Source organism: Paenarthrobacter sp. Y-19 (assembly GCF_029223985.1).
In the GTDB taxonomy this organism is placed as follows: Bacteria; Actinomycetota; Actinomycetes; order Actinomycetales; family Micrococcaceae; genus Arthrobacter; species Arthrobacter nicotinovorans.
This window is the reverse complement of sequence record NZ_CP119414.1, coordinates 846142-872142: the sequence shown is the minus strand read 5'-3', so window position 1 is coordinate 872142 and position 26001 is coordinate 846142. Positions and strand designations below refer to the sequence as shown.

23 protein-coding genes are annotated in these 26001 nt (G+C 64.2%); 16 read left to right on the top strand and 7 right to left on the bottom strand.

Annotated elements, in window-relative coordinates:
• Positions 1-50 precede the first annotated feature (50 nt).
• From mmsA to PYR64_RS04115, 6 genes are all read left to right on the top strand, one after another.
• Positions 51-1607, top strand: coding sequence for a multiple monosaccharide ABC transporter ATP-binding protein (gene mmsA, locus PYR64_RS04140; protein WP_275778546.1), 1557 nt, complete (start codon positions 51-53; stop codon positions 1605-1607).
• A gap of 45 nt (positions 1608-1652) precedes the next feature.
• A complete protein-coding gene (mmsB, locus tag PYR64_RS04135) occupies positions 1653-2924 on the top strand; it encodes a multiple monosaccharide ABC transporter permease (protein ID WP_018777226.1) in 1272 nt (423 codons plus the stop codon).
• A 54-nt stretch (positions 2925-2978) separates the two neighbouring features.
• Positions 2979-4076 (top strand): sugar-binding protein, encoded by a 1098-nt coding sequence (locus PYR64_RS04130; protein ID WP_035733403.1) that lies wholly within the window; start codon positions 2979-2981, stop codon positions 4074-4076.
• A gap of 286 nt (positions 4077-4362) precedes the next feature.
• Positions 4363-5814, top strand: coding sequence for an FtsX-like permease family protein (locus PYR64_RS04125; RefSeq protein WP_275778542.1), 1452 nt, complete (start codon positions 4363-4365; stop codon positions 5812-5814).
• Positions 5815-5816: 2 nt separating this feature from the next.
• Positions 5817-6509, top strand: coding sequence for an ABC transporter ATP-binding protein (locus tag PYR64_RS04120; RefSeq protein WP_275778540.1), 693 nt, complete (start codon positions 5817-5819; stop codon positions 6507-6509).
• Between the two features lie 108 nt (positions 6510-6617).
• Positions 6618-7688: a Gfo/Idh/MocA family oxidoreductase gene (locus PYR64_RS04115; protein WP_275778539.1), complete on the top strand. Its 1071-nt coding sequence runs from the start codon at positions 6618-6620 to the stop codon at positions 7686-7688.
• A 15-nt stretch (positions 7689-7703) separates the two neighbouring features.
• On the opposite strand, the gene PYR64_RS04110 is transcribed toward PYR64_RS04115, so the two are convergent.
• From PYR64_RS04110 to PYR64_RS04100, 3 genes are all read right to left on the bottom strand, one after another.
• A complete protein-coding gene (locus PYR64_RS04110; protein WP_018777221.1) occupies positions 7704-8144 on the bottom strand; it encodes a DoxX family protein in 441 nt (146 codons plus the stop codon).
• Positions 8145-8213: 69 nt separating this feature from the next.
• Positions 8214-8885 carry a phosphonatase-like hydrolase gene (locus PYR64_RS04105; RefSeq protein WP_275778537.1) on the bottom strand — a complete coding sequence of 224 codons (672 nt, stop codon included), beginning with the start codon at positions 8883-8885 and terminating at the stop codon, positions 8214-8216.
• Positions 8882-9649: a GntR family transcriptional regulator gene (locus PYR64_RS04100; RefSeq protein ID WP_026267088.1), complete on the bottom strand. Its 768-nt coding sequence runs from the start codon at positions 9647-9649 to the stop codon at positions 8882-8884. The genes PYR64_RS04105 and PYR64_RS04100 overlap by 4 nt, the downstream gene beginning before the upstream one ends.
• A 163-nt stretch (positions 9650-9812) precedes the next feature.
• Here PYR64_RS04100 and PYR64_RS04095 point away from each other — a divergent pair, with 163 nt between their 5' ends.
• The 5 genes from PYR64_RS04095 to PYR64_RS04075 all read left to right on the top strand — a co-directional run bounded on the left by PYR64_RS04095 (position 9813) and on the right by PYR64_RS04075 (position 14811).
• Positions 9813-11018, top strand: a complete 1206-nt coding sequence (locus tag PYR64_RS04095) for a TIGR03364 family FAD-dependent oxidoreductase (RefSeq protein WP_275778533.1) — start codon at positions 9813-9815, stop codon at positions 11016-11018.
• A gap of 104 nt (positions 11019-11122) precedes the next feature.
• Entirely contained in the window at positions 11123-11989 is an 867-nt protein-coding gene (locus tag PYR64_RS04090) for a phosphate/phosphite/phosphonate ABC transporter substrate-binding protein (protein WP_275778531.1), read from the top strand.
• Positions 11989-12744: a phosphonate ABC transporter ATP-binding protein gene (locus PYR64_RS04085; protein WP_275778529.1), complete on the top strand. Its 756-nt coding sequence runs from the start codon at positions 11989-11991 to the stop codon at positions 12742-12744. The genes PYR64_RS04090 and PYR64_RS04085 overlap by 1 nt, the downstream gene beginning before the upstream one ends.
• Entirely contained in the window at positions 12741-13595 is an 855-nt protein-coding gene (gene phnE / locus PYR64_RS04080) for a phosphonate ABC transporter, permease protein PhnE (protein WP_275778527.1), read from the top strand. Before PYR64_RS04085 ends, phnE begins: the two co-directional genes overlap by 4 nt.
• A 106-nt stretch (positions 13596-13701) precedes the next feature.
• The gene (locus PYR64_RS04075) at positions 13702-14811 is read left to right on the top strand and encodes an FAD-dependent oxidoreductase (RefSeq protein WP_018777214.1); all 1110 of its coding nucleotides are present in this window, start codon (positions 13702-13704) and stop codon (positions 14809-14811) included.
• Positions 14812-14931: 120 nt separating this feature from the next.
• Here the strand turns inward: PYR64_RS04075 and PYR64_RS04070 are convergent, their stop codons facing one another.
• Positions 14932-17151, bottom strand: a complete 2220-nt coding sequence (locus PYR64_RS04070; RefSeq protein ID WP_110504319.1) for an NADP-dependent isocitrate dehydrogenase — start codon at positions 17149-17151, stop codon at positions 14932-14934.
• A gap of 321 nt (positions 17152-17472) precedes the next feature.
• Between PYR64_RS04070 and PYR64_RS04065 the strand changes: the two genes are divergently transcribed.
• Complete coding sequence (locus PYR64_RS04065) at positions 17473-18474, top strand: hypothetical protein (protein ID WP_018777212.1); 1002 nt, start codon at positions 17473-17475, stop codon at positions 18472-18474.
• A 131-nt stretch (positions 18475-18605) separates the two neighbouring features.
• Here the strand turns inward: PYR64_RS04065 and purH are convergent, their stop codons facing one another.
• Positions 18606-20276 carry a bifunctional phosphoribosylaminoimidazolecarboxamide formyltransferase/IMP cyclohydrolase gene (gene purH / locus PYR64_RS04060; protein WP_018777211.1) on the bottom strand — a complete coding sequence of 557 codons (1671 nt, stop codon included), beginning with the start codon at positions 20274-20276 and terminating at the stop codon, positions 18606-18608.
• A 247-nt stretch (positions 20277-20523) separates the two neighbouring features.
• A complete protein-coding gene (locus PYR64_RS04055) occupies positions 20524-21453 on the bottom strand; it encodes a hypothetical protein (RefSeq protein ID WP_275778522.1) in 930 nt (309 codons plus the stop codon).
• Between the two features lie 172 nt (positions 21454-21625).
• On the opposite strand from PYR64_RS04055, the gene PYR64_RS04050 reads away from it, so the two are divergent.
• Genes PYR64_RS04050 through PYR64_RS04040 form a run of 3 tightly spaced genes read left to right on the top strand, consistent with a single transcriptional unit; the run spans position 21626 to position 24891 of the window.
• On the top strand, positions 21626-22573 hold the full coding sequence (locus tag PYR64_RS04050) for a BadF/BadG/BcrA/BcrD ATPase family protein (RefSeq protein WP_275778520.1): 948 nt from the start codon (positions 21626-21628) through the stop codon (positions 22571-22573).
• Positions 22548-23498 carry an N-acetylmuramic acid 6-phosphate etherase gene (gene murQ, locus PYR64_RS04045; protein ID WP_018777208.1) on the top strand — a complete coding sequence of 317 codons (951 nt, stop codon included), beginning with the start codon at positions 22548-22550 and terminating at the stop codon, positions 23496-23498. The genes PYR64_RS04050 and murQ overlap by 26 nt, the downstream gene beginning before the upstream one ends.
• A 40-nt stretch (positions 23499-23538) precedes the next feature.
• The gene (locus tag PYR64_RS04040) at positions 23539-24891 is read left to right on the top strand and encodes an MFS transporter (protein ID WP_275778518.1); all 1353 of its coding nucleotides are present in this window, start codon (positions 23539-23541) and stop codon (positions 24889-24891) included.
• A gap of 55 nt (positions 24892-24946) precedes the next feature.
• Here PYR64_RS04040 and purN read toward each other — a convergent pair whose 3' ends face one another.
• Positions 24947-25516 (bottom strand): phosphoribosylglycinamide formyltransferase, encoded by a 570-nt coding sequence (purN, locus tag PYR64_RS04035; RefSeq protein ID WP_189075936.1) that lies wholly within the window; start codon positions 25514-25516, stop codon positions 24947-24949.
• A gap of 11 nt (positions 25517-25527) precedes the next feature.
• Here purN and PYR64_RS04030 point away from each other — a divergent pair, with 11 nt between their 5' ends.
• A complete protein-coding gene (locus PYR64_RS04030; RefSeq protein WP_026267087.1) occupies positions 25528-25977 on the top strand; it encodes a hypothetical protein in 450 nt (149 codons plus the stop codon).
• Positions 25978-26001: the final 24 nt, after the last annotated feature.

Genomic DNA, 26001 nt, shown 5'->3' with positions numbered 1-26001 from the left:
GCCGTTTGCGGGGCCGACAACGAAGTCATGCATTGGAGGCGTAAGGGCTGATGACAACCCTCGACACGCAAGGCGAGCCCATCCTTTTGGAGATGCGCTCCATCACCAAGGAATTCCCTGGAGTGAAAGCCTTGTCGAACGTAAGCCTGCGCGTAATGGCCGGCGAGATCCACGCAATCTGTGGTGAGAACGGTGCAGGCAAATCCACGCTGATGAAGGTCCTGTCCGGGGTCTACCCCTACGGCAGCTACACCGGCGACATCGTGTACCAGGCCGAAACGCAGCAGTTCAAGGACATCCGCGCCAGTGAAGCGGCCGGCATCGTGATCATCCACCAGGAACTGGCACTGATCCCGGAACTGTCCATCATGGAGAACATCTTCCTGGGCAACGAACCGACTAAGTGGGGTGTCATTGACTGGGCCGAGGCCCGTAAGCGGTCCCTCGAACTCCTTGCTCGGGTAGGCCTCCGTGAAGACCCCGACACCCCCATCAAGGAAATCGGTGTCGGCAAGCAGCAGCTGGTGGAAATCGCCAAGGCGCTGAACAAGTCCGTGAAGCTCCTGATCCTGGACGAGCCCACCGCAGCACTGAACGAATCGGACTCCCAGCACCTGTTGGACCTGATCCTTGGCCTCAAAGGCCGCGGCATCACCTCGATCATCATTTCCCACAAGCTCAACGAGATCGAACAGATCGCGGACGAGATCACCATCATCCGCGACGGCAAGTCGATCGAAACGCTGAACGTCAAACGCGATGGCGTGGATGAGGACCGCATCATCAAAGGCATGGTCGGCCGGACGCTCGAGTCCCGCTTCCCGGACCACGAGCCCAAAATCGGCGAAGTCTTCTTCGAGGTCAAGGACTGGACAGTGGGTCACCCCCAGATCCAGGACCGCCTCATCTGCAAGGGATCCAACTTCTTTGTACGCCGCGGTGAGATCGTCGGCTTCGCGGGCCTTATGGGTGCCGGCCGCACGGAACTTGCCAGGTCGGTCTTCGGCCACTCCTACGGCCGGTTCATCAAGGGCCAGATCTTCAAGGACGGCAAGCCGATCCAGCTCCGCAGCGTCAGGGCCGCGATCGACGCCGGACTCGGCTACGTGACCGAAGACCGGAAGTCGCTCGGGCTGAACCTGCTGGACGACATCAAGACGACCACCGTTGCGGCCAACCTTCGCGCCATCAGCAACTACACCGTAGTTGATGACCGCAAGGAGTTCAGCGTCGCGGAGGAATACCGGAAGTCGCTTCGGACCAAGACCCCATCGGTTGAAGAGGGCGTAGCCAAACTCTCCGGTGGCAACCAGCAAAAGGTGGTGCTGGCCAAGTGGATGTTCACCGACCCGGACCTCCTGATCCTGGATGAACCCACCCGCGGCATTGACGTGGGCGCCAAATACGAGATCTACGGCATCATCCAAAGGCTGGCCGACCAGGGCAAGGGAGTGATTGTCATTTCCTCGGAGCTTCCGGAGCTCCTGGGCCTGTCCGACCGTATCTACACCATCTTCGAAGGCGCCATCACCGGCGTCCTGGACAAGAACGAAGCAAGCCAGGAAAGCCTCATGAAGCTGATGACTTCCTCCCGCAAAGCAGCCTGACCCTTTGGCCCAGCCCCGCCCCTTCCTGACACAAGGACCAAAACAATGAACGCGCTCAAGAAGCTATTTGGTGGCAATACCCGCCAGTTCGGCATGATCTTCGCCCTGGTGGCACTTATCGTCTTCTTCCAGATCTTCACGGACGGCCGCACGTTGACGCCCGGCAACGTGATCAACCTGTTCAACGGCAACTCTTACATCCTCATCCTGGCCATCGGCATGGTCCTGGTTATCATCGCCGGCCACATCGACCTCTCCGTGGGATCAGTGGCAGCATTCGTGGGCGTGTTCGTGGCCCTCGCAATGCGTGACTGGGGCCTGCCCTGGTGGGCCGGTGTGCTCTTCGGGCTGCTCCTTGGTGCCGTGATCGGTGCCTGGCAAGGGTTCTGGGTGGCATACGTCGGCATACCCGCTTTCATCGTGACGCTGGCCGGCATGCTCCTGTTCCGCGGCTTCAACCAGTTTGTCGGCAAGTCCAACACCATCCCGGTCTCCAAGGACTTCCAGTACCTCGGTTCCGGCTACCTTCCGGAGATCGGCCCGAACACCGGCTTCAACAACCTCACCTTGCTCCTGGGCATCGTTGCTGCGGCATTCGTCGTCATCATGTCGCTGCGTGCCCGCGCTGCCAACAAGGCTTTGGGCGCAGACGTTCCCGAGCTCTGGGTTGAGGTCACCAAGCTGGTCCTCATCTGCGGAGCGATCCTCTACGCCACGTACTTGTTCGCCACCGGCCGCCCCGGAACGTCCTTCCCCATCCCCGGCCTGATCCTGGCCGTCCTGGTCCTCATCTACGGTTTCATCGCAGACAAGACGGTCCTTGGCCGCCACGTCTACGCTGTGGGTGGCAACCGCCACGCAGCCGAGCTGTCCGGCGTGCAGTCCAAGAAGGTCAACTTCATGGTCATGATGAACATGTCCGTCCTGGCAGGCCTGGCCGGCATGATCTTCGTTGGCCGCTCCACGGCATCGGGCCCGTTCGATGGCGTTGGCTGGGAACTGGATGCCATCGCAGCCGTCTTCATCGGTGGCGCAGCCGTTACCGGTGGCGTCGGTACCGTGATCGGCTCGATCGTCGGTGGCCTTGTCATGGCCGTCCTCAACAACGGCCTGCAGCTTCTGGGCGTCGGCGCCGACCTCACCCAGATCATCAAGGGCCTGGTGCTCCTGGCCGCAGTTGCCTTCGACGTCTACAACAAGTCCCAGGGAAAGCGTTCGATCACCGGTTTGCTGCTGAAGAACTTCCAGCGCAACAACAACGAACTCAAGCCCGACGAAACCACCTCCACCAAAGAGGTCATCTCCAAGGAAGCGTAATCCCGCTTCCGCTCGACTCGCTCCACCCCACCCACACAGAAAGTGAACCAAGATATGCGAATGTTTGGTAAAGCAGGAAAGGCAGCAGCAGTCGCTGCCATCGCGGCACTGGCGCTGACAGCCTGCGGCCGCACTGACAGCGGCTCAAGCAGCAGCACGGCAGGCGGGGAAGCGTTCCCCAAGGACTCGCTGATCGGCGTCGCACTTCCGCAGAAGACCAGTGAAAACTGGGTCCTCGCGGAGAAGCTGTTCAACGATGGCCTCTCCGGCGCCGGCTTCAAGGCCGACGTCCAGTTCGCCAACGGCGGCGTGTCCGAGCAGCAGAACCAGATCAGCGCCATGGTCACCAAGGGTGCCAAGGTCATCATCGTGGGAGCCATCGACGGCGCCCAGCTGGGTACCCAGCTTCAGCAGGCCAAGGACTCCGGCGCCACCGTTATCGCCTACGACCGGCTGCTCCTGAACACGGACAACGTGGACTACTACGTGGCATACGACAACTTCAAGGTCGGTGTCCTGCAGGGCCAGGCGTTGCTGGACGGACTGAAGGCCAAGAAGCCTTCCGGCCCGTACAACATCGAGCTCTTCGCTGGTTCCCCTGATGACGCCAACGCCAAGGTCTTCTTCGACGGCGCCATGAGCGTCCTGAAGCCGAAGATCGACGACGGCACCCTCAAGGTTGTCTCCGGCCAGACCTCCTTCGAGCAGGCCGTTACCCAGGGCTGGAAGGCAGAAAACGCACAGCGTCGCGCTGACACGCTGCTCACCGGCAGCTACGGCACCGCTTCGCTCGACGGCGTCCTGTCCCCGAACGACACCCTGGCCCGTGCAGTGCTGACGTCCGTCAAGGCCGCCGGCAAGCCGCTGCCCGTGGTCACCGGCCAGGACTCCGAAGTTGAGTCCGTGAAGTCCATCATGGCCGGCGAGCAGTACTCCACCATCAATAAGGACACCCGCAAGCTCGTTGAGCACGCCATCACCATGGTGAAGGACCTCCAGGCCGGCAAGCAGCTGGAGATCAACGACAAGGACTCCTACAACAACGGCGTCAAGACCGTTCCTGCGTTCCTCCTGCCGCCGCAGATCGTTACGGCTGAGAACGTCAAGACGGCTTACGTCGACGATCCGGTACTCGGCCCGATCACCAAGTAACACCCGAGCACCAAGTAATACAGCAAGCCCCGGTCCGCCAGCAGGCGGGCCGGGGCTTTTGCTTGCTCAGGTTCTGCTGGATCATCGAGCCCCCGGGGCGGGCCAGAGCTCCGGAATTCGGGGTTCCGGGTAACAGCGAAAGTGAATGATCCAGCAGAATTCGTGACCCCAGGCTTTCACAGCCCACACATAGCTTCGGCTGGAGTGCCGCACAGCAGCGCTCAGCAATGTTGGACCTGCAGCCCGCGTCCCGTGGGCCACGAACTTGCAGGTCCAGAGGAGAAACGTGAGCGTCCTTGCCCGAAGCGTAGGCAATGCCTTCCGCAACAAAATCAGAACAGCGGCGGTGGTCGCCGTCCTCGCCGTAGCGATCGGGCTGGCTTTGGCCATGCTCGTTGCGAACCAGGCGGTGGGCGCCAAAGTGCAGGAGCTCAACGCCTCCGTAGGCACCACCCTGACGGTCAACCCGGCCGGCGGGCAAGGCTTCGAAGGCGGCGGCGAACCCCTCACGACGGCGGAAGCCGGGACCGTGGCGTCGGTCGCCAATGTCACCTCGGTAGTCGGAACCAAGGCCCTGCGCCTGCAGACTGCAACGACAGGAACCACAGGAACCACGCAGCAGGCGGGTCCTGGAGGCGGCTTCGGCCCTGGCGGCCAGCAGGCTACGGTCAGCACCAACCTGACAGCGGCCATCGACGCCGGCACCCTGGGCAACCGCAACAATGCCAACGGAAATTCGGGAACGGGCACCACCGCCCTGCCCGCCCGGGCCCTTCCGATCACGGCAACGGGCATCGGTGCGGAGGTCGACAGCACCGGCAAAGCACTGAATATCACCAGCGGCACCGGGCTGGGCGAATACACGGCTGCCGGTGGGAAGGCCCTGGTAGGCAAGTCCTTGGCAGAAAAGAACAGCCTGAGTGTCGGGTCCACCTTCACCGTGCAGGACAAGACGTTCACAGTGGCCGGTATCTTCGACGCCGGCACCGCGTTCGGCAACAATGCCGTCTACCTGACGCTCCCCGAAGCCCAGACCCTGGCGTCAACACCGGACGAGCTCTCCAGCATAATCGTCACGGTCAACAGCATGGAGAACGTCGACAGCACCAAAACGGCCGTCCAATCGGCTCTCGGCACGGATAAAGCCGACGTCACCCAAGGCCAGCGCAACCTTGAAACAGCCGTCAGCTCCTTGGACAGCGTGAAGAACATTTCCATGGTCGCCTTCATTGCGGCCCTCGCCACGGCGGGGATCATCATCCTGCTCATCATGGTCATGCTGGTCCGTGAACGCCGCCGCGAAATCGGCGTGCTGAAGGCCATCGGTGCTCCCAACCGCACCATCGGCCTGCAATTTGTCCTCGAGTCCCTGGTTCTCGTTGCCATGGGCAGCGTAGTGGGCGCGGTGATTGCATCGTTCGCCAGTGGCGGCATCGCCTCGGCACTGATCAGTTCAAACACAACCACGACGGCGGCCCCCACCAACCAGCGCGGCGGCGGCCTTGCCGGCGCCATGCCAAACGGGGCGGTACCCGGTGGTGGCGGCTTCCCCGGCGGCGGGCAGGGAGGTCCGTTTGGCGGGGCCTCACAGTTGCTCAGCTCCGTCACGGCCAGCGTCTCCCCCGGCGTCCTCGCGGCCGGCATCGCCGCGGTGTTCGCCGTCGCCATCATCGGTGCGCTGGTTCCGGCGCTGCTGACCGCCCGCATCCGTCCCATCGAAGTACTCCGAGGAGAATAGCCGTGATTGAAGTCAAGGACCTGGTCCGTCAGTTCAAGTCCGGTGACCGGACCATCAAGCCCGTCAACGGCGTGAGCTTCGAGCTCGAAAAGGGTTCGTTGTCGTCCATCGTGGGCAAGAGCGGCAGCGGCAAGAGCACACTGTTGTCCCTCCTGGGCGCATTGGACAAGCCCACCTCAGGGGACGTCGTTGTCGATGGCGTGAGCCTGGCGGGGCTGCCGGACGGCAAGCTGACCGAGTACCGCCGCCGCGACATCGGTTTCGTCTTCCAGCAATTCAACCTGATCCCCAACCTCAGTGCCGTGGACAATGTCATGCTGCCCATGGAGTTCGCCGGAGTCCGTAAAGCGGCCAGGCTGAAGCGGGCTAAGGAACTGCTTGAGCAGGTTCAGCTGGATCCGGAGAAGCATTCGCGGCGGACCAACCGGTTGTCCGGTGGGGAGCAGCAGCGTGTGGCGATTGCCCGGGCGCTGGCCAACGAGCCCAAGCTGATCCTCGCCGATGAGCCCACCGGAAACCTCGATGAGCAGACCGGCGAGCACATCATCGAACTCCTGAGCTCCCTGAGCCGCGACTACAACACCACCATCCTGGTGGTCACGCACGACCGCAGCCTGGCTCAGAAAACCGAACGCTGCTTCCGCCTCCAGCAGGGCCGGCTGACCGAGGAGCTCAGAACCGGATCGCGTCGATGACCTTGACGCGCACCGCCACGAGCGCCGGAATGGCTCCGGCGAGTGCGCCCACAAGGACGGCTGTGCCCCTGGCCGCCAACGCCTGCGCGGAATGAGAGGATGGCTGGCATGACTCTTCCTATTGCCGTGCCGTGGCTCACAACCCAGGACAACCAGGATCCTCGCGCTGCCACCGGGCAACCTTTGCGGTGGGGCGTGGTGTCCACGGGCAATATCGCCAAGAGCGTCTCTCAGGACCTGGCCCTCTTGGAGGACGCGGAACTCTACGCCGTGAGTTCCCGGACCCAGGCTGCCGCGGATGCCTTCGCCAACGCTTCGGGTTTCGCCAAGGGATATGGGAACGACGCCGGTGTTCCCGGCTACCAGCGTCTGTTCGAGGATCCTGCGGTGGACGTGGTCTACGTGGCGACACCTCACGCCCAGCACTTCCAGATCGCCTCTGCGGCGTTGCGGGCCGGGAAGCACGTCTTATGCGAGAAGGCCCTCACCATCAATGCCCGTGAGGCCATGGAACTGGTGAAGATCGCGCGTGAGCAGAACGTGTTCTTCATGGAGGCGGTGTGGAGCCGCTTCCTGCCGAGCATGCAGCGGGCTTTCGAGATCGCAGCGTCCGGTGAGCTGGGGCAAATCCAGTGGGTTACCGCGGATCTCGGATTCCCGGCACCGTACGATCCTTCGGCCCGCATCTGGGCCCTGAACGACGGCGGCGGAGCGCTCTTGGACATCACGGTGTATCCCTTGCTCTGGGCCTTGGGGACGCTGGGCTTCCCGCAGTCGGTCACGGCGATCGGATCGCTGAATGAGGACGGCGTGGACACGCAGAACGCACTGACGCTGGGATATGACACGGGCGCACAGGCGCAATTGACGTCGTCCCTGATGGCCCATGGGCCAAGGACAGCCACTGTTGCCGGCGGCCTTGGCTACTTGCAGACAGTGGGATCGGTAAACAATCCGCGTGAGCTGCTGGTCAGGGTCGGCTGGGACGAGCCCCGTCACGAGCACTTCGACGTTGCAGGCATCGGCTACACCTATGAACTGCGCGAGGTGACCCGCTGTGTTCAGCAAGGACTCCTCGAGAGCCCGGTGATGCCGCTGGAAGACTCCATCAATGTGATGCGCCTCTTCGACGGCGTCCGTTCCCAGCTGGGCGTCCGTTACCCCAATGACGCCCGGTGATTTAACCAGGACGGGTTAAGACCCCTTGCGGCCTGGCTGCCTGGCCAGTTTGCGGTCCAGCGAGAAGGCCCCGGAGCCCAGGAAAACGAAGGCCACGGACACGGCGAAGTAGATGATGAGCAGCTCCGCCGTCACGCCCGCTTTGTCCGTGAGCAGGGGCTTGCCCGCTTCCGTCACGAACCAGATCGAGGCGAACATCAAAGCCGACAGGAACCCTGCCACGCGGGTCAGCGCTCCGAGGACCAGCAGCAGCCCCAGCCCCAGCTCACCGGCGATCACCAGCCACGCAACGATTTCCGGCTTCTGCACACCCATGGCAGCAACGGATGCTGCGAACGCGGCATGGCCGGCCATGAACTTCTGGAAGCCGTGGACCATGATGAGCGCGCCGAAGACCACGCGGAGTATCGTGACGCCACGGGCGGAGGACTTGGGTGAAGGGTGAAGAAATTTCACGCAGTCCAATCTTCCATGCCCGGCGCTCCCGGCCAAACGCCCGCAATCCGGCGACCTTGGAAAGAGAAGCTAGGACAGCAGCGCCGGGATGTCCTTCACTCCGGCCAGTATGTGGTGATGCGGGTGCGCGGCAAGCTCGTCGCGCCCGAGCTTGCCGGTTAGTACGCCGACGGCCAGGACCCCTGCGTTGTTGGCCGCAGCGAGGTCGTTGACAGTGTCGCCCGCTGCCATGACCGAGCGGACATCCTGGACTCCCGTCAGCTCCATGGCGCGGTGGATCATGAACGGCGCCGGACGCCCGGCGGCTACTTCGTCGGAGCACACGACGGCGTCCAGCAGGTTGCCGTCGCCGACGCCCCACCCCAGCCGCTCAAGAAGCGGCTCGGCGACGTCGCGTGAAAAGCCTGTCGTCAGGGCCACCTTGACGCCCTGGCGGCGGAGTTCGCGGAACGCGTCTTCGACGCCTTCCAGCGGGACGGGCGGGTTGGCATCGTAGAACCCGCCCAGGATTTCCTTGAACCGCGCGAACGCTGCGGTCACTGCGTCCTCCGTTGCGGCTCCTCCCCCGGCTTCGATCAAAGCGGTAATGGCCTCCACTTTGTCCGCACTCATCCACTCCTGGACGGCCTCGGGGCTGGTGGCGGCTCCGGTTTCTTCGACGCAGCGGGCCAGGGCAACATAGACGTCACCGTGTTCGTCGATGGTGGTTCCGGCCATATCGCAGGCTACGAGCTTGATCATGGGGTGGCTCCTTCGGTGTGGATGCGGACCAGGGCTGCCCTGCGCTCCACGGTGTTGTCGATGGTGAAGTTGGTAAGGGCCGGCAGGTAGCGGTCCTCTGAGTATTCAAGGGGCTGGCCGTCACCGGAACGGGTGATGCGGCGTTCGCGCAGGAGCGGAATTCCTTCGGGTTGCTCCAGGAGTTCGGCGTCCTCGTCGCTGGCCGCTACTGCGTCGATGGTGTGCCGTGCGCTGTGCAGATCCACGCCTTGGTCCTTGAGGAACGCAAAAATGGATCCCGAGTCGGTGTCGAAGTCGAACAGTTTCCGGCCTACGTCCAGGACGAACGTGGTGCGCTCAATCATGGCCGGAGCTTCATCCAGATAGCGGACCCGCAGGACTTCCACAACCGTTGTACCCGGCACCAGTCCGAGCGCTTCCGCAGCTTCCGGGCTCGCTTCGCGTCGTGCCACCTCCAGGGTTCGCTGGCCGGGCTTCTTGCCGATCCCCAGCGCCCACTCGGTGAACGAGTTGAAGGTGGAGAACGACTGCGACGGCACGGACGAGCGGACCATCGGGGGACGGCCGCGGCCACCTGTAACCGCGCCTTCGGAACGGAGGAAGGCGAGCGCCTGGCGGATCGGTCCGCGGGAGGTTCCGAACTCCCGGCACAGCTCCGCCTCGCTTGGAAGCTGGAAACCGGGCGGCCACTCACCGTCAGTGATGCGGCGCATGAATTCCTCGCTGAGCCGGACATGGAGGGGTGCGTTTTGCTGAGTACTCACCAGTTGATAATACAAGTTGCCAGTACCAAAAAGGCCTCTTTCGCCACATTCCACATGAATCCGGCGTGAACAAACATGAACGGAGGTTAAATTCTGATTAACTTGTATATACAAGTGGCGATGTAGCTTGATTCGCTTCTTGCGTGCCGTCAAGGTCGATAGTGTGAACAACGCAAGCAACCCCACCTCAGCCACCGGCAACAGCCCCGGCCAAGCCGTCGACGTCGTCGTCGTCGGCGCCGGCATCATCGGCCTGGCGCATGCCGCCCACGCTGTTGCCAACGGACTGACTGTCACCATCATCGAACGCGACCACCACGCCGCCGGCGCCTCGGTACGGAACTTCGGCCACTGCTGCATCACGGCGCAGTCCGGCGATCTGTACGAGCTCGCAAGGACGTCCCGGAAGTACTGGCTCGAGTTCGCCGAGCAGGCAGGTTTTTGGGCCGTTGAATCCGGAGCAGTGGTCCTTGCCCGTACCGATGCAGAAATGGCTGTCCTGCGCGAACTCTCCGCAGCCCGGGAGCCCGGCCAAGTTCAACTGCTCTCCCCTGCCGCGACACGGGAGCGCCTGGACCCGGTTGCGGCCGGACTGCCCGACGGCGGCACCCGCCAAAGCGTTTGGCCCGGCCTGGTCGGTGGAGCCTTCCTCCGCGACGACCTCCGCGTCGATCCCCGGACCGCCGTCGCAAAGTTGGCCGAATGGCTGAGCCGGCAGTCCGGCGTCGAACTTCACTGGAACACCGCGGCACTGGGCTTCAGCCAATCGCCGGACGGCGTGACCGTGCAGACATCGCGCGGCGCGCTGCAGGCGAAGCAAGTGTTCGTGTGCGTGGGCCACGACGTCGACTACCTGTTCCCGGACCTCGCTGCGGAACACAGGATCCAGCGGTGCGCGCTCCAGATGTCATTGGCTGCCGGGCCAGCCGGAGTCCGCTTCACACCGGCTGTGCTCACCGCAACGTCCATGCTCCGCTACCCGGCTTTCACCGATATGCCCGCGGCGGAGGCCCTGCGCTCCGAAGTGGAAGCCAAGCAGCCGGAACTGTTGGACATCGGCGCCAACGTCATGTTCACCCAACGCCCCGACGGCACCATCATCCTGGGCGACTCGCACCACTACCACCGCACCGCCGACCCGTTCCTGGACGAGGCAGTCACCGACGCCCTGAACAACGACATCAGCGGCAGGATCGGCCGGCCCCTGGAAATCATCGAACGCTGGCAAGGCATTTACGCGTCCTCGGACGTTGCCCCGATCCTGGTCCGCAACATCCAACCGGGCGTCACCGTGGTGTCCGTGACCTCCGGCGTCGGCATGACCCTGTCCTTTGGCCTGGCACACCGCAATGTGTCGCGTCTGTCCTGAGTTCCTCCGTTCCCCCACCCCTCCCTTCGCCTAAGGATTCCCATGAAAACCACGCTCTTCACCGGCTCCGCGCTTGCCCTCGCCGCTGCTTTGGCATTGACCGCATGCGGCGGCTCGCCCAGTCCTCTCCAGACCAGTCCTCCCCCGGGACGGCGTCGGCCACCTGCCCCAACGGCGGGATCAAGTTCGGCATCGAGCCCTACGAGGACCCGGCCAAGCTGAAGCCCGCCTACGACGTCCTGGCCGCTGCCCTTTCCAAAAAGCTCGAATGCCCGGTCACAGTCCAGGTGGTGGAGGACTACGCAGCCGAAGTCCTCGCCATGCGCAACGGCAAGCTGGACCTGGGGCAGTTCGGGCCGCTGGGCTACGTGTTCGCCGACACCAAGGCAGGCGCAGAACCACTGGTTTCATTCGGCACGGCAGAAAAGGAGCTCAGCAGCTACACGGCCGGAATCTGGGTACCCAAGGACAGCCCCATCCAGGCAATCGGCGATCTCAAGGGCAAGTCCCTGGCCCTGGGCAGCGTCGGATCCACCAGCGGCGATGTCCTGCCCCGGTTCGGTCTCCGTGAGGCAGGCATCGCTGACGCCGACCTCACCATGGACTACACCGGCGGCCACCCGGAGGCACTCCTTGCCCTGACCAACGGGAAGGTGGACGCGGCCGAGATCAACTCGCAGACGCTGGCCACGGCGATCGCCGCGGGAACCTTCGCCAGGGACGATTTCCGCCAGGTCTGGACGTCCAACCCCATCCCGAACGATCCCATCACCGTTCGCGGCGACGCCGATCCCGCCTTCAAACAAGCCGTCAAGGAGGCGTTCCTGTCACTGGAGCCCGCCGACGTTGCCAAGGTTGGAGAGTTCCTGGACGTGACCCCTCCCGGCCCGTTGCTGGAGGTCACCAAGGACAACTACACGCCCCTGTTCGAGCTCGCCAAGACCATGCACCTCACGGAGAAGGATCTGTAATGCCGCTCTCCGTCCAAGGGCTGGGTAAGTCCTTCAACGGCAGGACCGTCCTTCAGGGTGTCGACTTCTCCGTCGCCCCCGGTGAACTGGTTGCCTTCCTCGGCGCCAACGGCTCGGGCAAGTCCACCACGCTGCGTTGCGTCATGGGCATCACCGCTCCCGATGCCGGAAGCATCAGCATTGACGGCATGGCACTGGACCGTCTCCAGGGCCGCGAACTCCTGCAGGCGCGGCAGCGGATGGCCATGATCTTCCAGAAGATCCACCTGATTCCGCGCCGCACGGCCCTGGATAACGTCTGCGCCGGAGCCCTGGCACGCATCCCCACAGTCCGTTCCCTCACTCCGCTGCTGTTCCCCGCCGAAGTCCAGCAGGAAGCCCTGGACTGCCTGGACCGCGTTGGCATGGCGGACCGTGCCTTCGACCGAGTTGGCCGGCTTTCCGGCGGACAGCAGCAACGCGTGGCAGTAGCCCGGGCACTGTGCCAGCGTGCCGACGTCGTACTCGCTGACGAGCCGGTCTCCGCACTGGACCCGCACGCCGCCGAACAAGTCATGGCACTGCTGCGCGAACTCGCACACACCGAAGGCCTTGCCGTCGCGGCCGTGTTGCACCAGCCGGACCTTGCACTGCGTTACGCGGACAGGTCCATCGGGCTGCTGCACGGCTCCGTGAACTTCGACCTTCCCTCCACGGAAGTCACCGCCGAACACCTCAACACGTTGTATGCCCCGGACAGGAACATCGCAGCATGACACCCCATACCTTGACTCCCGCCGTCGCGCGCCGGGACTCAACAAGCAAAAGCCGCGTGGCTCTGGTCCGCCCGAAGAAGCCCCTGCGGTGGATCACGACGGCGGCAGTGGCGGCCGTCGTCGTCGGACTTCACGCTGTGGCCATCCAAGGGACGGGCTTCAAACCCGAGTTGCTGGTGGACGGTTGGAGAGGCATGGCGGCGTTCATCGGCGATGCCTTCCCGCCGGACCTGAGCTGGGAACGGACCGTGAAGCCCGGACTGGAAGCGACGCTCGTGACCCTGTGGATCGGCTTGCTCGGCACCACGTTTTCCGTGCCGTTCGCCTTGCTCCTGGCCTCGCTTGCGGCAAGGAACACCAGTCCGCATCCTTCGGTGTACCAAGCTGCCCGGGCTGTGTTGTCCTTCTTCAGGGCGGTTCCGGACATAGTGTTTGCCCTGATCTTTGTCACCGCCGTGGGCCTGGGTCCGTTCGCGGGCGTCCTCGCGTTGATCTGCCACAACACCGGTGTCATGGGGAAGCTGTGGGCCGAGTCCATGGAAGAGATCGACGCCGGGCCGCAGGAGGCACTGCGGACCGCCGGCGCCAACCGGATCCACCAGGCAGCCAATGCCACGCTGCCCATGGTGATCCCGCAATTCGTGGGCCTGCTGCTGTACCGCTTCGACGTGAACGTGCGGTCCTCGCTGGTCCTTGGCCTGGTGGGCGCCGGTGGCATCGGGTTGCTGATCAACCAGTCCATCAAGTCCTTCCAGTTCGATTCCATGCTCACGCACATCCTGATCGTGCTGGTGCTGATCGTCGTGGTGGACCAGTTCTCCGCGTGGATCCGCCGGCGGTTGGCTGCGTAACCCGCATTCCGGCCCAATCCACGTTCCAACCCAACTGGGGGCAGAATGGGAGGTGGCTCTTCTTGGAGCCACGGTTGGTCTCGCGGACGTTGTGGATGGAGCAGGCATGCAGGTTGATGTTGTAGTTGTTGGCGGAGGAGCCATGGGATCGGCCGCTGCATGGCAGTTGTCCCGCTCCGGACGTTCGGTGGTCCTGCTGGAACAGTTCGAGGCCGGCCACCACATCGGCGCCTCCCACGGAGCAACCCGCAACTTCAACACCGCCTACGCCGAGGCCGACTACCTTGACCTCCTCGCAGAGTCCAAGACCCTCTGGGACGAGCTCGCGGCAGAAAACGGGGCGCCGCTGCTGGACCTCGTGGGCTTGGCCAACCATGGCAACATCCCCAAGCTGGAACTGGTGCGGGAAGCACACCAGGAACGCGGCATCGAGAGCTACTTCATGTCCGCCGACGAGGCCGCGGACCGTTGGCGGGGCATGAACTTCTCCACCGATGTCCTCTTTGTGCCAGGATCCGGCCGGATCCGCTCGGCTGACGCCTTGGTGGCGCTGCGGAAATCGGCGGAGTCGCACGGCGCGGTCTTCAAGTATTCGACGCCGGTCCGGGACATCCGGGTGGACGGCGCCGATTCGGTGGTGGTGGTGACGGAGGAAACCGAGTACACAGCCAACCGCGTGGTGGTGACGGCCGGAGCCTGGACCCCCAAAGTCCTGAAGGACCTCGTCAAGCTGCCCGCACTGGTGGTCACCCAGGAGCAGCCCGCCCACTTCACCCCGACCGATAACACCTTGGTGTGGCCGAGCTTCAACCACAATCCGGACCCCGACCCGAACAACGAACTCTACGAATACTGGTTCAGCCCGGTCTACGGCATGCTCACCCCTGGAGAGGGCGTCAAGGCCGGCTGGCACGGCGTCGGGCCCGTCATGGACCCTGATGAGCGCACGTTCGAGCCCATCCCCCAGCAGCTCGAAGCCCTGGTGCGGTACGCGGAAGAGTGGCTCCCCGGCGTCGATCCTTCCACTGCGGTTCCCATCAGCTGCACCTACACCACCACCCCCACGGAGGACTTCGTCCTGGACGGTTTCGGCCCGTTGGTGGTGGGCGCCGGATTCTCGGGGCACGGTTTCAAGTTCACGCCGGCCATTGGCCGGGTGCTGAAGGACATCGTCGACGGCGGCGTGGCACCTGACCGGTTCCTGGCCGACCGCTAGGAGTTTTTGTACACCTAATGCCCTTTAGAGGGGCTTTTAAGGTCGCTATGTGTACAAAAACTCCAATGTGGACGAAAAAGACCCCGCAAGCGTGATGCTCGCGGGGTCTTTTCGCGGTGACTACTTCAGGGTCGCAACGACCTTGTTGAACGTAGCCGACGGGCGCATGATCTCGGCAGCCTTGGCGGCGTCCGGACGGTAGTAACCGCCGAGGTCGACGGCGGGACCCTGCACGGCTGCCAGCTCACCGACGATGGTCTCCTCGTTGGAGGTCAGGGCTTCGGCGATACCGGCGAAGTCCTTGGCCAACTCGGCGTCCTCGGTCTGCTTGGCCAGTTCCTGTGCCCAGTACATGGCCAGGTAGAAGTGGCTTCCACGGTTGTCGAGCTCGCCGACGCTGCGGCGCGGGGACTTGTTCTCCAGCAGGAACGTGCCCGTGGCGCGGTCCAGCGTGTCAGCAAGAACCTGTGCCCGCGCGTTGCCGGTGGTGGTGGCCAGGTGCTCGAAGCTCACGGCCAGGGCCAGGAACTCGCCCAGGCTGTCCCAGCGGAGGTGGTTTTCCTTGACCAGCTGCTGGACGTGCTTGGGAGCGGAGCCGCCGGCGCCGGTCTCGAACAGGCCGCCACCGTTGATGAGCGGAACGATGGAGAGCATCTTGGCACTGGTGCCGAGCTCGAGGATCGGGAACAGGTCCGTGAGGTAGTCGCGGAGGACGTTGCCCGTGACGGAGATGGTGTCCTCGCCCTTGCGGATGCGCTCCAGGGTGAAGGCCGTGGCCTCAACCGGGGAGAGAATCTTGATTTCAAGGCCCTCGGTGTCGTGGTCCTTGAGGTACTCGTTGACCTTGGCGATGAGGTTGGCGTCGTGTGCACGGCCCTCGTCCAGCCAGAACACTGCCGGGGTCTGGGAAGCACGTGCACGGGTGACAGCCAGCTTGACCCAGTCGCGGACGGGGATGTCCTTGGTCTGGCAAGCGCGCCAGATGTCACCGGGGAAGACCTGGTGTTCGGTCAGGACGTTGCCCTTGCTGTCCACGAGCTGGACGGTGCCCGCTGCCTGGATCTCGAAGGTCTTGTCGTGGCTGCCATATTCCTCGGCTGCCTGCGCCATGAGGCCCACGTTGGGGACAGTGCCCATGGTGGTGGGGTCGAACGCACCGTTGGCACGGCAGTCGTCCAGCACAACCTGGTACACGCCGGCGTAGGAGCTGTCCGGGATGACGGCCAGGGTGTCGGCTTCCTTGCCGTCCGGGCCCCACATGTGGCCGGAGGAACGGATCATGGCCGGCATGGAGGCGTCAACGATGATGTCCGAGGGAACGTGGAGGCTGGTGATGCCCTTGTCGGAATCAACCATTGCCAGCGCGGGACCCTCTTCGAGGCCCTTGGTGATGGCTGCCTTGACGCCTTCGCGGACGTCCTCCGGCAGGTCTTCCAGGCCGCTCAGGATGGCGGCGAGGCCGTTGTTCGGGCTGATGCCGGCGGCTGCCAGCTGCTTGCCGTAGGTGTCGAACAGCTCGGAGAAGTAAGCCTTGACCACGTGGCCGAAGATGATGGGGTCGGAGACCTTCATCATGGTGGCCTTCAGGTGTGCGGAGAAGAGGATGCCCTCTTCCTTGGCGCGGGCAACCTGTGCTTTGAGGAACTCGTCCAGGGCGTCGGCGCGCAGGACGGTGGCGTCAACAACTTCGCCGGCCAGGACCGGGAAGTCCTTCTTGAGGACCTTGGTGGTGCCGTCTTCACGGACCAGCTGGACGCTGAGGGAGTCGGCGGCGTCGAGGACGACGGATTTCTCGTTGGAGCGGAAGTCGTTCTGGCCCATGGTGGCGACGTTGGTCTTGGAGTCAGCGGACCAGGCACCCATGGAGTGCGGGTTCTGGCGGGCGTAGTTCTTGACCGACAGGGGTGCGCGGCGGTCGGAGTTGCCTTCGCGCAGCACCGGGTTCACGGCGGAACCCTTGATCTTGTCGTAGCGCGAGCGGATGTCCGTCTCGGTGTCCGAGGAGGGGTTGTCCGGGTAGTCCGGGAGGGCGAAGCCCTGGGCCTGGAGCTCGGCGATGGCAGCCTTGAGCTGCGGCACGGAGGCGCTGATGTTGGGCAGCTTGATGATGTTGGCTTCCGGCTGCTTTGCCAGTTCACCAAGTTCGGCAAGGGCGTTGCCCGTGCGCTGCTCTTCGGTCAGGAAATCGCCGAAGACGGCGATGATGCGGCCGGCCAGCGAAATATCGCGGGTCTCCACCTCTACACCTGCGGTCGAGGCATACGCTTCCACAATCGGCAGGAATGAGTAGGTTGCCAGCATCGGCGCTTCGTCTGTGTGGGTATAGATAATCTTGGCCATTGGCGGGGTTCTCCCTGAAAGTCTGCAGATTTCAACACTCCTAACTTACCCGAGTAGACCGTTTTGGCGGCCCTTCGTGTCCGGGATCACTCTGTGGGTTACCGCCCGGGAAAGCGATTTACCCCCGACGGCGACCTGACCGCCGCAGCTGCCTGCCGCCGTCGTGTACTCCCCCCCACAGCACGACAAGGAAATGACAGCAAATTATCACAAACTCTGAAACATCTCTTTACAAACTTGTCATACGTTGGGTAGCTTCGATTCCGTCAGTCGGCGGTCGCCATCACTGGCCGCCTCACTCCCTCGATAGGTAGGAACAACGTGACAAAAACCAAGACCCTGGCCACAAGCCTGCTGAGTCTGTCCGCTGCCGCAATCCTGGCGCTGGTAGGAACAACCAGCGCCAACGCAGCACCGTCAAAGGACGCGGACACCAGCGGCGCAGCGGTCAGCAGCCATGCAGTCTCCGACGCCGGCGCTGCAGATTACTGGACACCGGAACGCATGAAGAACGCCAAGTCCGGCGACATCCTGGCCGCAAAGGCACTGGAACGCGGCCGGCTCCTCAACCTGGGCAAAGCGCCAGCCACCGAAGCCCCGGGCGCCATCAGCAGCATCGCCGGCCAGCCTGCGGCCACCGACTCCACCACGATCGACCGGAAGGTCAACCAAAGCGAAACGCCGGTCAAGCACATCGGCAAGATCTTCTTCACCCTGGGCGGCTCCAACTACGTCTGCTCCGGCAACTCCGTGACAGCGGCCAACAAGAGCACAGTGTCCACCGCCGGCCACTGCCTCAACGAAGGTCCGGGCGCCTACGCAACCAACTTCGTCTTCGTGCCCGCCTACCTCAACGGTGCAGCACCCTACGGGAAGTGGACGGCAAAGGCGCTGTACGCCCCCACCCAGTGGGCATCGAACGGCAACATGCAGTACGACACCGCCTTCGCCGTCATGAACACCCTCAACGGCCAGAAGCTCGCCGACGTCGTGGGCTCCTCCGGTGTCCAGTTCAACGCCGCCCGCGGCCTGAGCTACAAGTCCTTCGGCTACCCGGCAGCCTCACCCTTCAACGGCGAATCGCTGAAGAGCTGCTCCGGCACCGCCACCAACGATCCCTACAACCCGCAGTTCGCCACGCAGGGCATCCCCTGCAACATGACCGGTGGTTCCTCGGGCGGTCCGTGGTTCATCGGCAACAGCTCCAGCGGCTACCAGAACTCCGTCAACAGCTACGGCTACGGCAGCAACTCCAGCACCATGTACGGGCCCTACTGGGGCACAGTAATCCAGTCCACCTACAACACCGCTGCGGCTTCGTAACTGATGTAGCAAGTCCCTGTTAACAACGACGGCGGCCGTCCCCTTCCGGGGGCGGCCGCCGTTTCCGTTGTGGGCCCACGCCGCCCGGGTTCCCTGGCCGAAGCGCAGCGAGGTTAGGGCGGCGGTGGGGACTAGTGGAAGAAGTGGCGTGCGCCGGTGAAGTACATCGTGATGCCGGCAGCGTTGGCTGCGGCGATGACTTCCTCGTCGCGGACCGAGCCACCGGGCTGGACGACGGCGCGGACACCGGCGTCGATCAGGATCTGCAGGCCGTCAGCGAACGGGAAGAACGCGTCGGAGGCCGCAACCGCGCCGCGTGCGCGTTCCGGTGCGTTGGCACCGCTGGCGTTGGACGCGCCGCCGGCACCTTCGACGTCGGACTCCACCTGGACGCCCAGCGTGTTGGCGCGCTCCACGGCAAGGCGGCAGGAGTCCAGGCGGTTGACCTGGCCCATGCCGATGCCCACGGCAGCACCGTGGTTGGCGATCAGGATGGCGTTGGACTTCGCAGCGCGGCAGGCAGTCCAGGCAAATGCGAGATCCGCGAGGGTGGCGGCGTCAGCGGCTTCGCCGGCAGCGAGGGTCCAGTTGGCGGGGTTGTCGCCCTCGGCGTCCACTTTGTCGCTCATCTGGACCAGGACACCACCGGAAACCTGGCGCATCTCGGACGGGTAGCGGCCATAGCCCTCGGGCAGGGCGAGCAGGCGTATGTTCTTCTTCTTGGAGAGGATCTCCACGGCTTCGGGCTCGAAGTCAGGTGCGATGACGACCTCGGTGAAGATGTCGGCAACGGTGCGGGCCATGCCTGCAGTCACGGTGCGGTTGGCAGCGATGACGCCACCGAAAGCGGAGACGGGGTCGCAGGCGTGTGCCTTGGCGTGGGCGTCAGCGATCGGGTCGGCCGCGTCAGCGGAACCGACGGCGACACCGCACGGGTTGGCGTGCTTGACCACTGCGACAGCCGGCTCGGCGAAGTCGAACGCTGCGCGGAGGGCGGCATCGGCGTCGACGAAGTTGTTGTAGCTCATTGCCTTGCCGTGCAGCTGGTCGGCCTGGGCGATGCCCGCCGGAGCGGCCTTGTCCACGTAGAGGGCAGCCTGCTGGTGCGGGTTTTCGCCGTAGCGGAGGACCTCGGAGCGCTCCAAGGCCAAGCCGGCGTAGGCGGGCCAGTCAATGACGCCGTCGCCGTCTTCGTCCAGGAACTGGCTGGCGGTCCAGGAGGCAACAGCGTTGTCGTAGCTGGCCGTGTGCGCGAAGGCCTTGGCAGCCAGGCGGCGACGGGTGTTCAGGTCGAAACCGCCGTGCGCAGCGGCGTCGACAACGGCACCGTAGAAGTTCGGGTCCGTGACGATGGCGACGGCGGCGTGGTTCTTCGCGGCCGAACGCACCATGGCGGGGCCTCCGATGTCGATCTGCTCCACGACGTCATCCTGCGCCGCGCCGGACTTCACAGTCTCGACGAACGGGTACAGGTTCACCACCACGAGGTCGAAGGTTTCGATCTCCATGCCGGCAAGGGTGTCCATGTGCGCCGGAACGCGACGGTCGGCCAGGATGCCGCCGTGCACGCGGGGGTGCAGGGTCTTGACCCGGCCGTCCAGCATTTCCGGGGAGCCGGTGACTTCTTCGACTTCCTTGACCGGGATGCCTGCGGCGGCAATCTTCTTGGCGGTGGAGCCGGTGGAAACAATGGCGACGCCTGCTGCGTGCAGGCCCTTCGCGAGCTCCTCCAGTCCCGTCTTGTCGTAAACCGAGATCAGTGCACGGCGGATGGGAACACGGTCAAGCTGCGTCAAGCTCACAAAAGTCTCCGTCTTAGTTCGCGTAGATGTCGCGGGTGGTGGGGATACGGAGAGTTTATCGTGTTTCGTTGGCACCCCGCTTTTGCGTCTTCGCTCCTGGATTGCGGCACCCCGTTGCGGGGCCCGCTCTGCGCGCCATCCTTCCCACATGGAACGCACACCAGGCCCCACAAACTCGGCCACCCCGTTGCGGGGCCCGCTCTGCGCGGCATTGTTCCCACATGGGACGCACACCAGGCCCCACAATTCACGACGGCAGTCGCAGCCACCCGCGCGAACTCAGGGCATCCCTGATCTTCCGCTCGGAATGTGCCCAGCCAGCATTCATCTGGACCTGCGAGAACCTCAGCACGATCCACCCCATGGCCCGGAGCCGATCATCACGTTCAATGTCCTTACCCCATTGCACCGGGTCACTCCGATGATGGTCACCCTCATATTCGAGAGCGATCTTGTACTCCTCGTACTGCAGGTCGGGCGTAGAAATGTAGATTCCACGCCCGTCGAAGATCGGCTGGGTAACCGCCGGCTCCGGCAGACCGGCGTCGTCGATCATCACGCGCAAGCGGGACTCCTGCGGTGAGTCCACTCCTGGGCGCAACAGCGGCAGGACCTCTCGAGCCATCCGGATTCCCTTAACCTTGGGGCGCCGGTCAATGACTTCCTGGATGGCATCGATCGAAGAAAGCGGGTTCGTCCGCGCCAGCAAGTAGTCGCCGGAGGCTACGAGGGAAGCCCGGCCCATGTGTCGCGCGAGATCCACCCACGTCCACTCCGGAGATGTCAGGTTGATGCCCTTGAAGACCCGGACATCCCTGGCCAGGAGTGGAGCCCGATGCCCAACCACTCCCCGACGTTTTACGCGGCCTATCTCCTGGCGTCGAGTGACATGGATCAGGCCGCTGCGGCCTTCCTCTTCCAGATAAAGGGGCAGCGGAATGGACCACAGAAGCGCGGCGGTCACATGGCTCACGGCGCTCCGTGGCGTCACTGCGGAGTGCAACCGGCCCAGCAACTCAAGGTCGGGCTCCCCGGTTCTTGGCACTCGTATGCCCCTGCTGGGGGTGATGAGGTCGCCGGTCTGAAGGCGCCATCGCGGGACTCCCTCGGCGTAGGCGTCTTTCACGAGGAAGCCACCGGGATCGAGGGAGGCTGGCAAGGGTGTCGGATTTCGCATTCAACCATGCTCCCGAAAAACGATATCCAACATTCAGTTATCCACAGATTCGTCCCTTGGAGCCGGGGCGACCCCTCCTCCACAGGGCGTTGTGAGGCCCGGTCTGCGCCCGATATCCGAACACTGGCACGCAAAGCCGGCCCCACAACGACGTGCAACATAGGGTTGAGCCATGGAAGCGCCCAACGATGTCGTTCTTGTTGCCGATGTAGGAAAGAGCCGCTGCCGCGTGGAATTGCGCCGCGGAACTGAGCTGCTGGGCGCCGCAGACCAACACGGTTTCCCCGGCGTCCACGTGGAGAATGGCCCCACACTGGCGTTCGAGCTGCTCCTTGAAACTGTCGCCTTGCTTCCGCCCGCTCTTCCCCTAGGTGCGGTCACCAGCGTCGGGGCGGCCGTAGCGGGCGTGGCAGCTTCCGAGACGAAGGCCCAGGAACTGGCCACCCTGTTGTCGCAGCGCTTCAGCGTCCCCGCAGCTGTCCTGTCCGATGCCACGGCCGCCCAGCTCGGCGCACTCCAGGGCGCCCCGGGCACTACGTTGATTGTCGGCACGGGCGCCGTTGCCTTCCGCTTTGATGAAGCCGGGGTCCTGCACCGGGCAGACGGTTGGGGACCGTACCTGGGTGACCGCGGCAGCGGCCGCTGGATCGGCCAGCGGGGTCTGCAGGCAGTCCTCGAAGCGCACGACGGCGGTCCCTCCACGTCGTTGTCGGCCGCGGCAGGGGCGCTGGTCGAGTCGCCGGAACTCCTTCCGGGATGGTTGGCCGAACAGGAGAACCCCTACCGGGCGATGGCCCGGTTCGCGCCGCTGGTTCTGCAGGCAGCGGAGGCGGGTGACGCCGTCGCGAATGGCATCGTCGGTGAGGCATGCCGCATCCTGACCCGCACCGTGGAGCTCGCCTCCGGCGGGGACGGCACGTCACGGCGCGTGGCATTGCTGGGCGGAGTGGTGGGATCGGACTTCTTTGCCGCGCTCTTGCGGAAGTCCCTCGCTTCGGCTGGGATTGAGGTGGTGGCGCCGCTCGGCGATGGCTTGGACGGTGCTGCCCTCGCTGCGACGCGCCGCGGGCTCATCCAGGAAAGGTACATCCACCGTGACGGAACAAACTGGCCCGACTGACGCGGACAAACTCGCAGGCCTGCGCTCGGAACTAGCCGGATTGCAGACCGAAGCCGCCGCCGAAGGCCTGGACAACCTGGACATCCTGGGCACCGAAGAACTCGTGGCGGCCATGCTCGCCCACAGCGCGGGAGTACACGCCGCCGTCGCAGCGGCCAGCCCGGCCATTGTGCACACCGTCGACGCCGTTGCGGAGCGGCTCCAGCGCGGAGGCCGCCTTTTGTATGTGGGAGCCGGGACGGCCGGACGTTTGGGTGTGCTCGACGCCAGTGAGTGCCCACCGACATTCGGCACCCCGCCGGGACTCGTCGTCGGGCTGATCGCAGGCGGACCCAAAGCGATCCAGCACCCTGTGGAATACGCCGAGGACAACGCAACGGCCGGCGCACGCGACCTGCACGATATCAACGTGACCGAGGCGGACGCCGTCGTCGGTATCACTGCCTCCGGGCGGACCCCGTACGTGATCGGCGCGCTGGAGGAAGCCCGGAAGCGCGGTGCGTTCACGGCGTCGCTGGCGTGCAACAAGGGCTCGGCCGTGAGCCATGTGGCGGATGCGGCGATCGAGGTGGTGGTGGGTCCGGAGTTCATCGCCGGCTCCACCCGGTTGAACTCCGGCACGGCGCAGAAACTTGTCCTCAACATGATCAGCACGCTGGTGATGGTGAAGCTGGGCAAGACCTACGGAAACCTCATGGTGGATCTGCGTGCGACGAACGAGAAGCTGCAGGCCCGTTCGCAGAGGACCGTCCAGCACGCCACCGGGGTTTCCGCCCAGGAAGCCGCCGCCGCATTGGACTCCGTGGGCGGCTCGGTGAAAGCCGCGATTCTGGTGCTCCTGACGGGCATCGATGCTGGTCAGGCCAAGGGTGCGCTGGAGGAAGCCGGCGGTTTCCTGCGCAGGGCCATCGAGAACCAGAAGTAACGTTGCCCGGCAGCGCATAAAGTTGCATGCAGGAGGCCCAATGAATACATACACAGCCGTGCCCAGCGGCGAACAAGTAGTGCAGGAACTGCCGTGGCGGTGGAAGGTTCAAGGCAGGATTTTCCTGATCGGTGGCCTCGGGTTCATGTTCGATGCCTGGGACGTCACGCTCAACGGCATCCTCATCCCCCTGCTGTCCAAGCACTGGTCGCTGCAGCCGGCCGACGCTGCGTGGATCGGTACCGCCAACCTGATCGGTATGGCAGTGGGTGCGTTTGCCTGGGGTACCATCGCCGACACCATTGGGCGGAAGAAGGCTTTCACCGCCACCCTCATGATCTTCAGCATCTTCACCGTTCTGGGTGCGTTCTCGCCGGACATCGTATGGTTCTGCATCTTCCGCTTCATGGCCGGCTTCGGCCTTGGCGGCTGCATTCCCGTGGACTATGCGTTGGTGGGTGAGTTCACGCCGCGCAAGCAACGTGGCCGGGTACTGACAGCCATGGACGGTTGGTGGCCGGTGGGCGCTGCCCTGTGCGGGTTCGTATCGGCCTGGCTGGTTGCGGCTTACGGCGACTGGCGGCTCACCATGCTGATCATGGTGCTCCCCGCGTTGCTGGTTTTCTGGATCCGGCGCAGTGTTCCGGAGTCTCCTCTGTTCTTGATCCGAAAGGGCCGGCGGGCCGAGGCAGCGGCCGTCATCGATGGGCTGGTGGACGCGACCGAGGCTGAGCCGCGGGCTTACAGCCTGCCCGAACCCCAAGCCGCTCCCAGGCTCTCGGCGGGTTCCGCGTGGACCCAGTTGCAGCGGATCTGGCAGTTCAACTGGAAGATCACGACGGCTGCGTGGGCTTTGTTCTTCAGCATTCTGCTGGTCTACTACTTGTCGCTGACTTGGATGCCGCGCATTCTCATCGGCGCGGGGTTTGAGGAGTACAAGGCGTTCGTGACTACGGCGGGAATGGCCGCCGTCGGGCTGTTGGGCGTCGTGGTGGCCGCAGTCCTGGTGGAGCGTGTGGGACGCAAGTGGATCCTCGCCATCACCGGTCCGCTGTCCGCGTTGACGCTGGTGATTGTGGCGTTCGTGGTGGATGTGCCCTCCGCGGCCGTGTTCTGGCTACTGGTGTTCGGCTTTGTGGTGCAGGTGGCCATCCCGGTCCTGTACGCCTATGTTTCCGAGCTGTATCCGACGGAGCTGCGTGGCTCCGGCTTCGGCTGGGCTTCTACGTTTTCCCGCATCGGCGCCGGATTCGGCCCGTTGGTGTTTGCTTCCTTCTTCTGGCCGGAGTTCGGGTTGGCGACGTCGTTCGCGCTGGCGGGTGGGCTGGTGCTGCTCTCCGTGCTCTGGATGGCGTTCTTCGCCCCGGAGACCAAACAGCAGATCCTCGACTAGCCCGTTTAGCCAGCGAGGGGACGGGGGCCCTTGGGGTTCCCGTGCGTGGGCCGGCTCAGTTGGCTGCGGCGGCGAGCTCGGCGAGGGTCTGGACCAGGAGGCGGCGCTCCACTACCTTGATGCGTTCGTGCAGGGTTTCCTCAGTGTCGTCCGGAAGCACTGATACAGCTTCCTGCGCGATGATGGGCCCCGTGTCCACACCGGCGTCGGCCCAGTGGACCGTGCACCCGGTGACCTTCACGCCGTAGGCCATGGCGTCGCGGACACCGTGGGCGCCGGGGAATGCCGGCAGCAGGGCCGGGTGCGTGTTGACGTACTTGCCGCCGAAAGCGTCGATGAACTCCGCGCTGACAATCCGCATGAATCCCGAGGAGACCACAACATCCGGGCTGTAGGACAGGACCTTGTCCCGCAAGGCAGCATCCCACTCCGCGCGGGTTTCGAACGAGTTGAAGTTCACCACGAACGTCTCAATGCCGGCTTCGTCAGAGCGCTCCACACCGTAGGTATCGGGACGGTCAGCGCCCACAGCGGCGATCTCGACATCCAGTTCACCCGACTTCACGGCGTCGATGACAGCCTGGAGATTGGAACCGGTACCGGAGACAAGGACAACAATGCGCATTGCACTAGCTTATGGGCGGCTCGCGTAGGCTGGAAAACATGAATCCCGACGTCGGCCCCCGGCCGAGCCAGCAACCTCGCTCCGAGGCCGAAAAGTCCGCCCTCGGCGTGACCCAGAACCTCTTCCGCGCTTTCCTTTTGTCGGCTTTGGGCGCGTTCTTTGTGTTCTCCCTGAACGTGAATTACGTGTGGTTGAGTGCCATTCTGACGCTGGCCGCGTTGGTGTTGGGCATCGCGGTTCTGGTGCGGACCGTCAAGTACAAGCACCCGCGGTTGATTCTCTTCGGGACCATTTCAGGCCTGGTGGTGACCGGCGTTATGTGCCTGCTCATCCTGACGTCGGCCCTTTTCTTCAAGCAGGTCAGCACGTACCAGGATTGCGCCCGGTCAGCACTGACGGAGTCCGCGAAGACGCAGTGCCTTACGCAACTTGAGAAGTCCATGCCGGGCTCGCTCAGGTAGCCCAGCAACACCGGACCTGCGCGC

What these genes read in the sequence shown, in the direction of transcription:
- PYR64_RS04105 (WP_275778537.1), bottom strand. Translation starts at nt 8,885, where the DNA reads ATGATCAAGCTCGTAGCCTGCGATATGGCCGGAACCACCATCGACGAA.
- PYR64_RS04070 (WP_110504319.1), bottom strand. Translation starts at nt 17,151, where the DNA reads ATGGCCAAGATTATCTATACCCACACAGACGAAGCGCCGATGCTGGCA.
- PYR64_RS04075 (WP_018777214.1), top strand. Translation starts at nt 13,702, where the DNA reads ATGCAGGTTGATGTTGTAGTTGTTGGCGGAGGAGCCATGGGATCGGCC.
- PYR64_RS04055 (WP_275778522.1), bottom strand. Translation starts at nt 21,453, where the DNA reads ATGCGAAATCCGACACCCTTGCCAGCCTCCCTCGATCCCGGTGGCTTC.
- PYR64_RS04050 (WP_275778520.1), top strand. Translation starts at nt 21,626, where the DNA reads ATGGAAGCGCCCAACGATGTCGTTCTTGTTGCCGATGTAGGAAAGAGC.
- PYR64_RS04040 (WP_275778518.1), top strand. Translation starts at nt 23,539, where the DNA reads ATGAATACATACACAGCCGTGCCCAGCGGCGAACAAGTAGTGCAGGAA.
- purN (WP_189075936.1), bottom strand. Translation starts at nt 25,516, where the DNA reads ATGCGCATTGTTGTCCTTGTCTCCGGTACCGGTTCCAATCTCCAGGCT.
- PYR64_RS04085 (WP_275778529.1), top strand. Translation starts at nt 11,989, where the DNA reads ATGCCGCTCTCCGTCCAAGGGCTGGGTAAGTCCTTCAACGGCAGGACC.
- PYR64_RS04115 (WP_275778539.1), top strand. Translation starts at nt 6,618, where the DNA reads ATGACTCTTCCTATTGCCGTGCCGTGGCTCACAACCCAGGACAACCAG.
- PYR64_RS04130 (WP_035733403.1), top strand. Translation starts at nt 2,979, where the DNA reads ATGCGAATGTTTGGTAAAGCAGGAAAGGCAGCAGCAGTCGCTGCCATC.
- PYR64_RS04090 (WP_275778531.1), top strand. Translation starts at nt 11,123, where the DNA reads ATGCGGCGGCTCGCCCAGTCCTCTCCAGACCAGTCCTCCCCCGGGACG.
- mmsB (WP_018777226.1), top strand. Translation starts at nt 1,653, where the DNA reads ATGAACGCGCTCAAGAAGCTATTTGGTGGCAATACCCGCCAGTTCGGC.
- mmsA (WP_275778546.1), top strand. Translation starts at nt 51, where the DNA reads ATGACAACCCTCGACACGCAAGGCGAGCCCATCCTTTTGGAGATGCGC.
- PYR64_RS04030 (WP_026267087.1), top strand. Translation starts at nt 25,528, where the DNA reads ATGGGCGGCTCGCGTAGGCTGGAAAACATGAATCCCGACGTCGGCCCC.
- phnE (WP_275778527.1), top strand. Translation starts at nt 12,741, where the DNA reads ATGACACCCCATACCTTGACTCCCGCCGTCGCGCGCCGGGACTCAACA.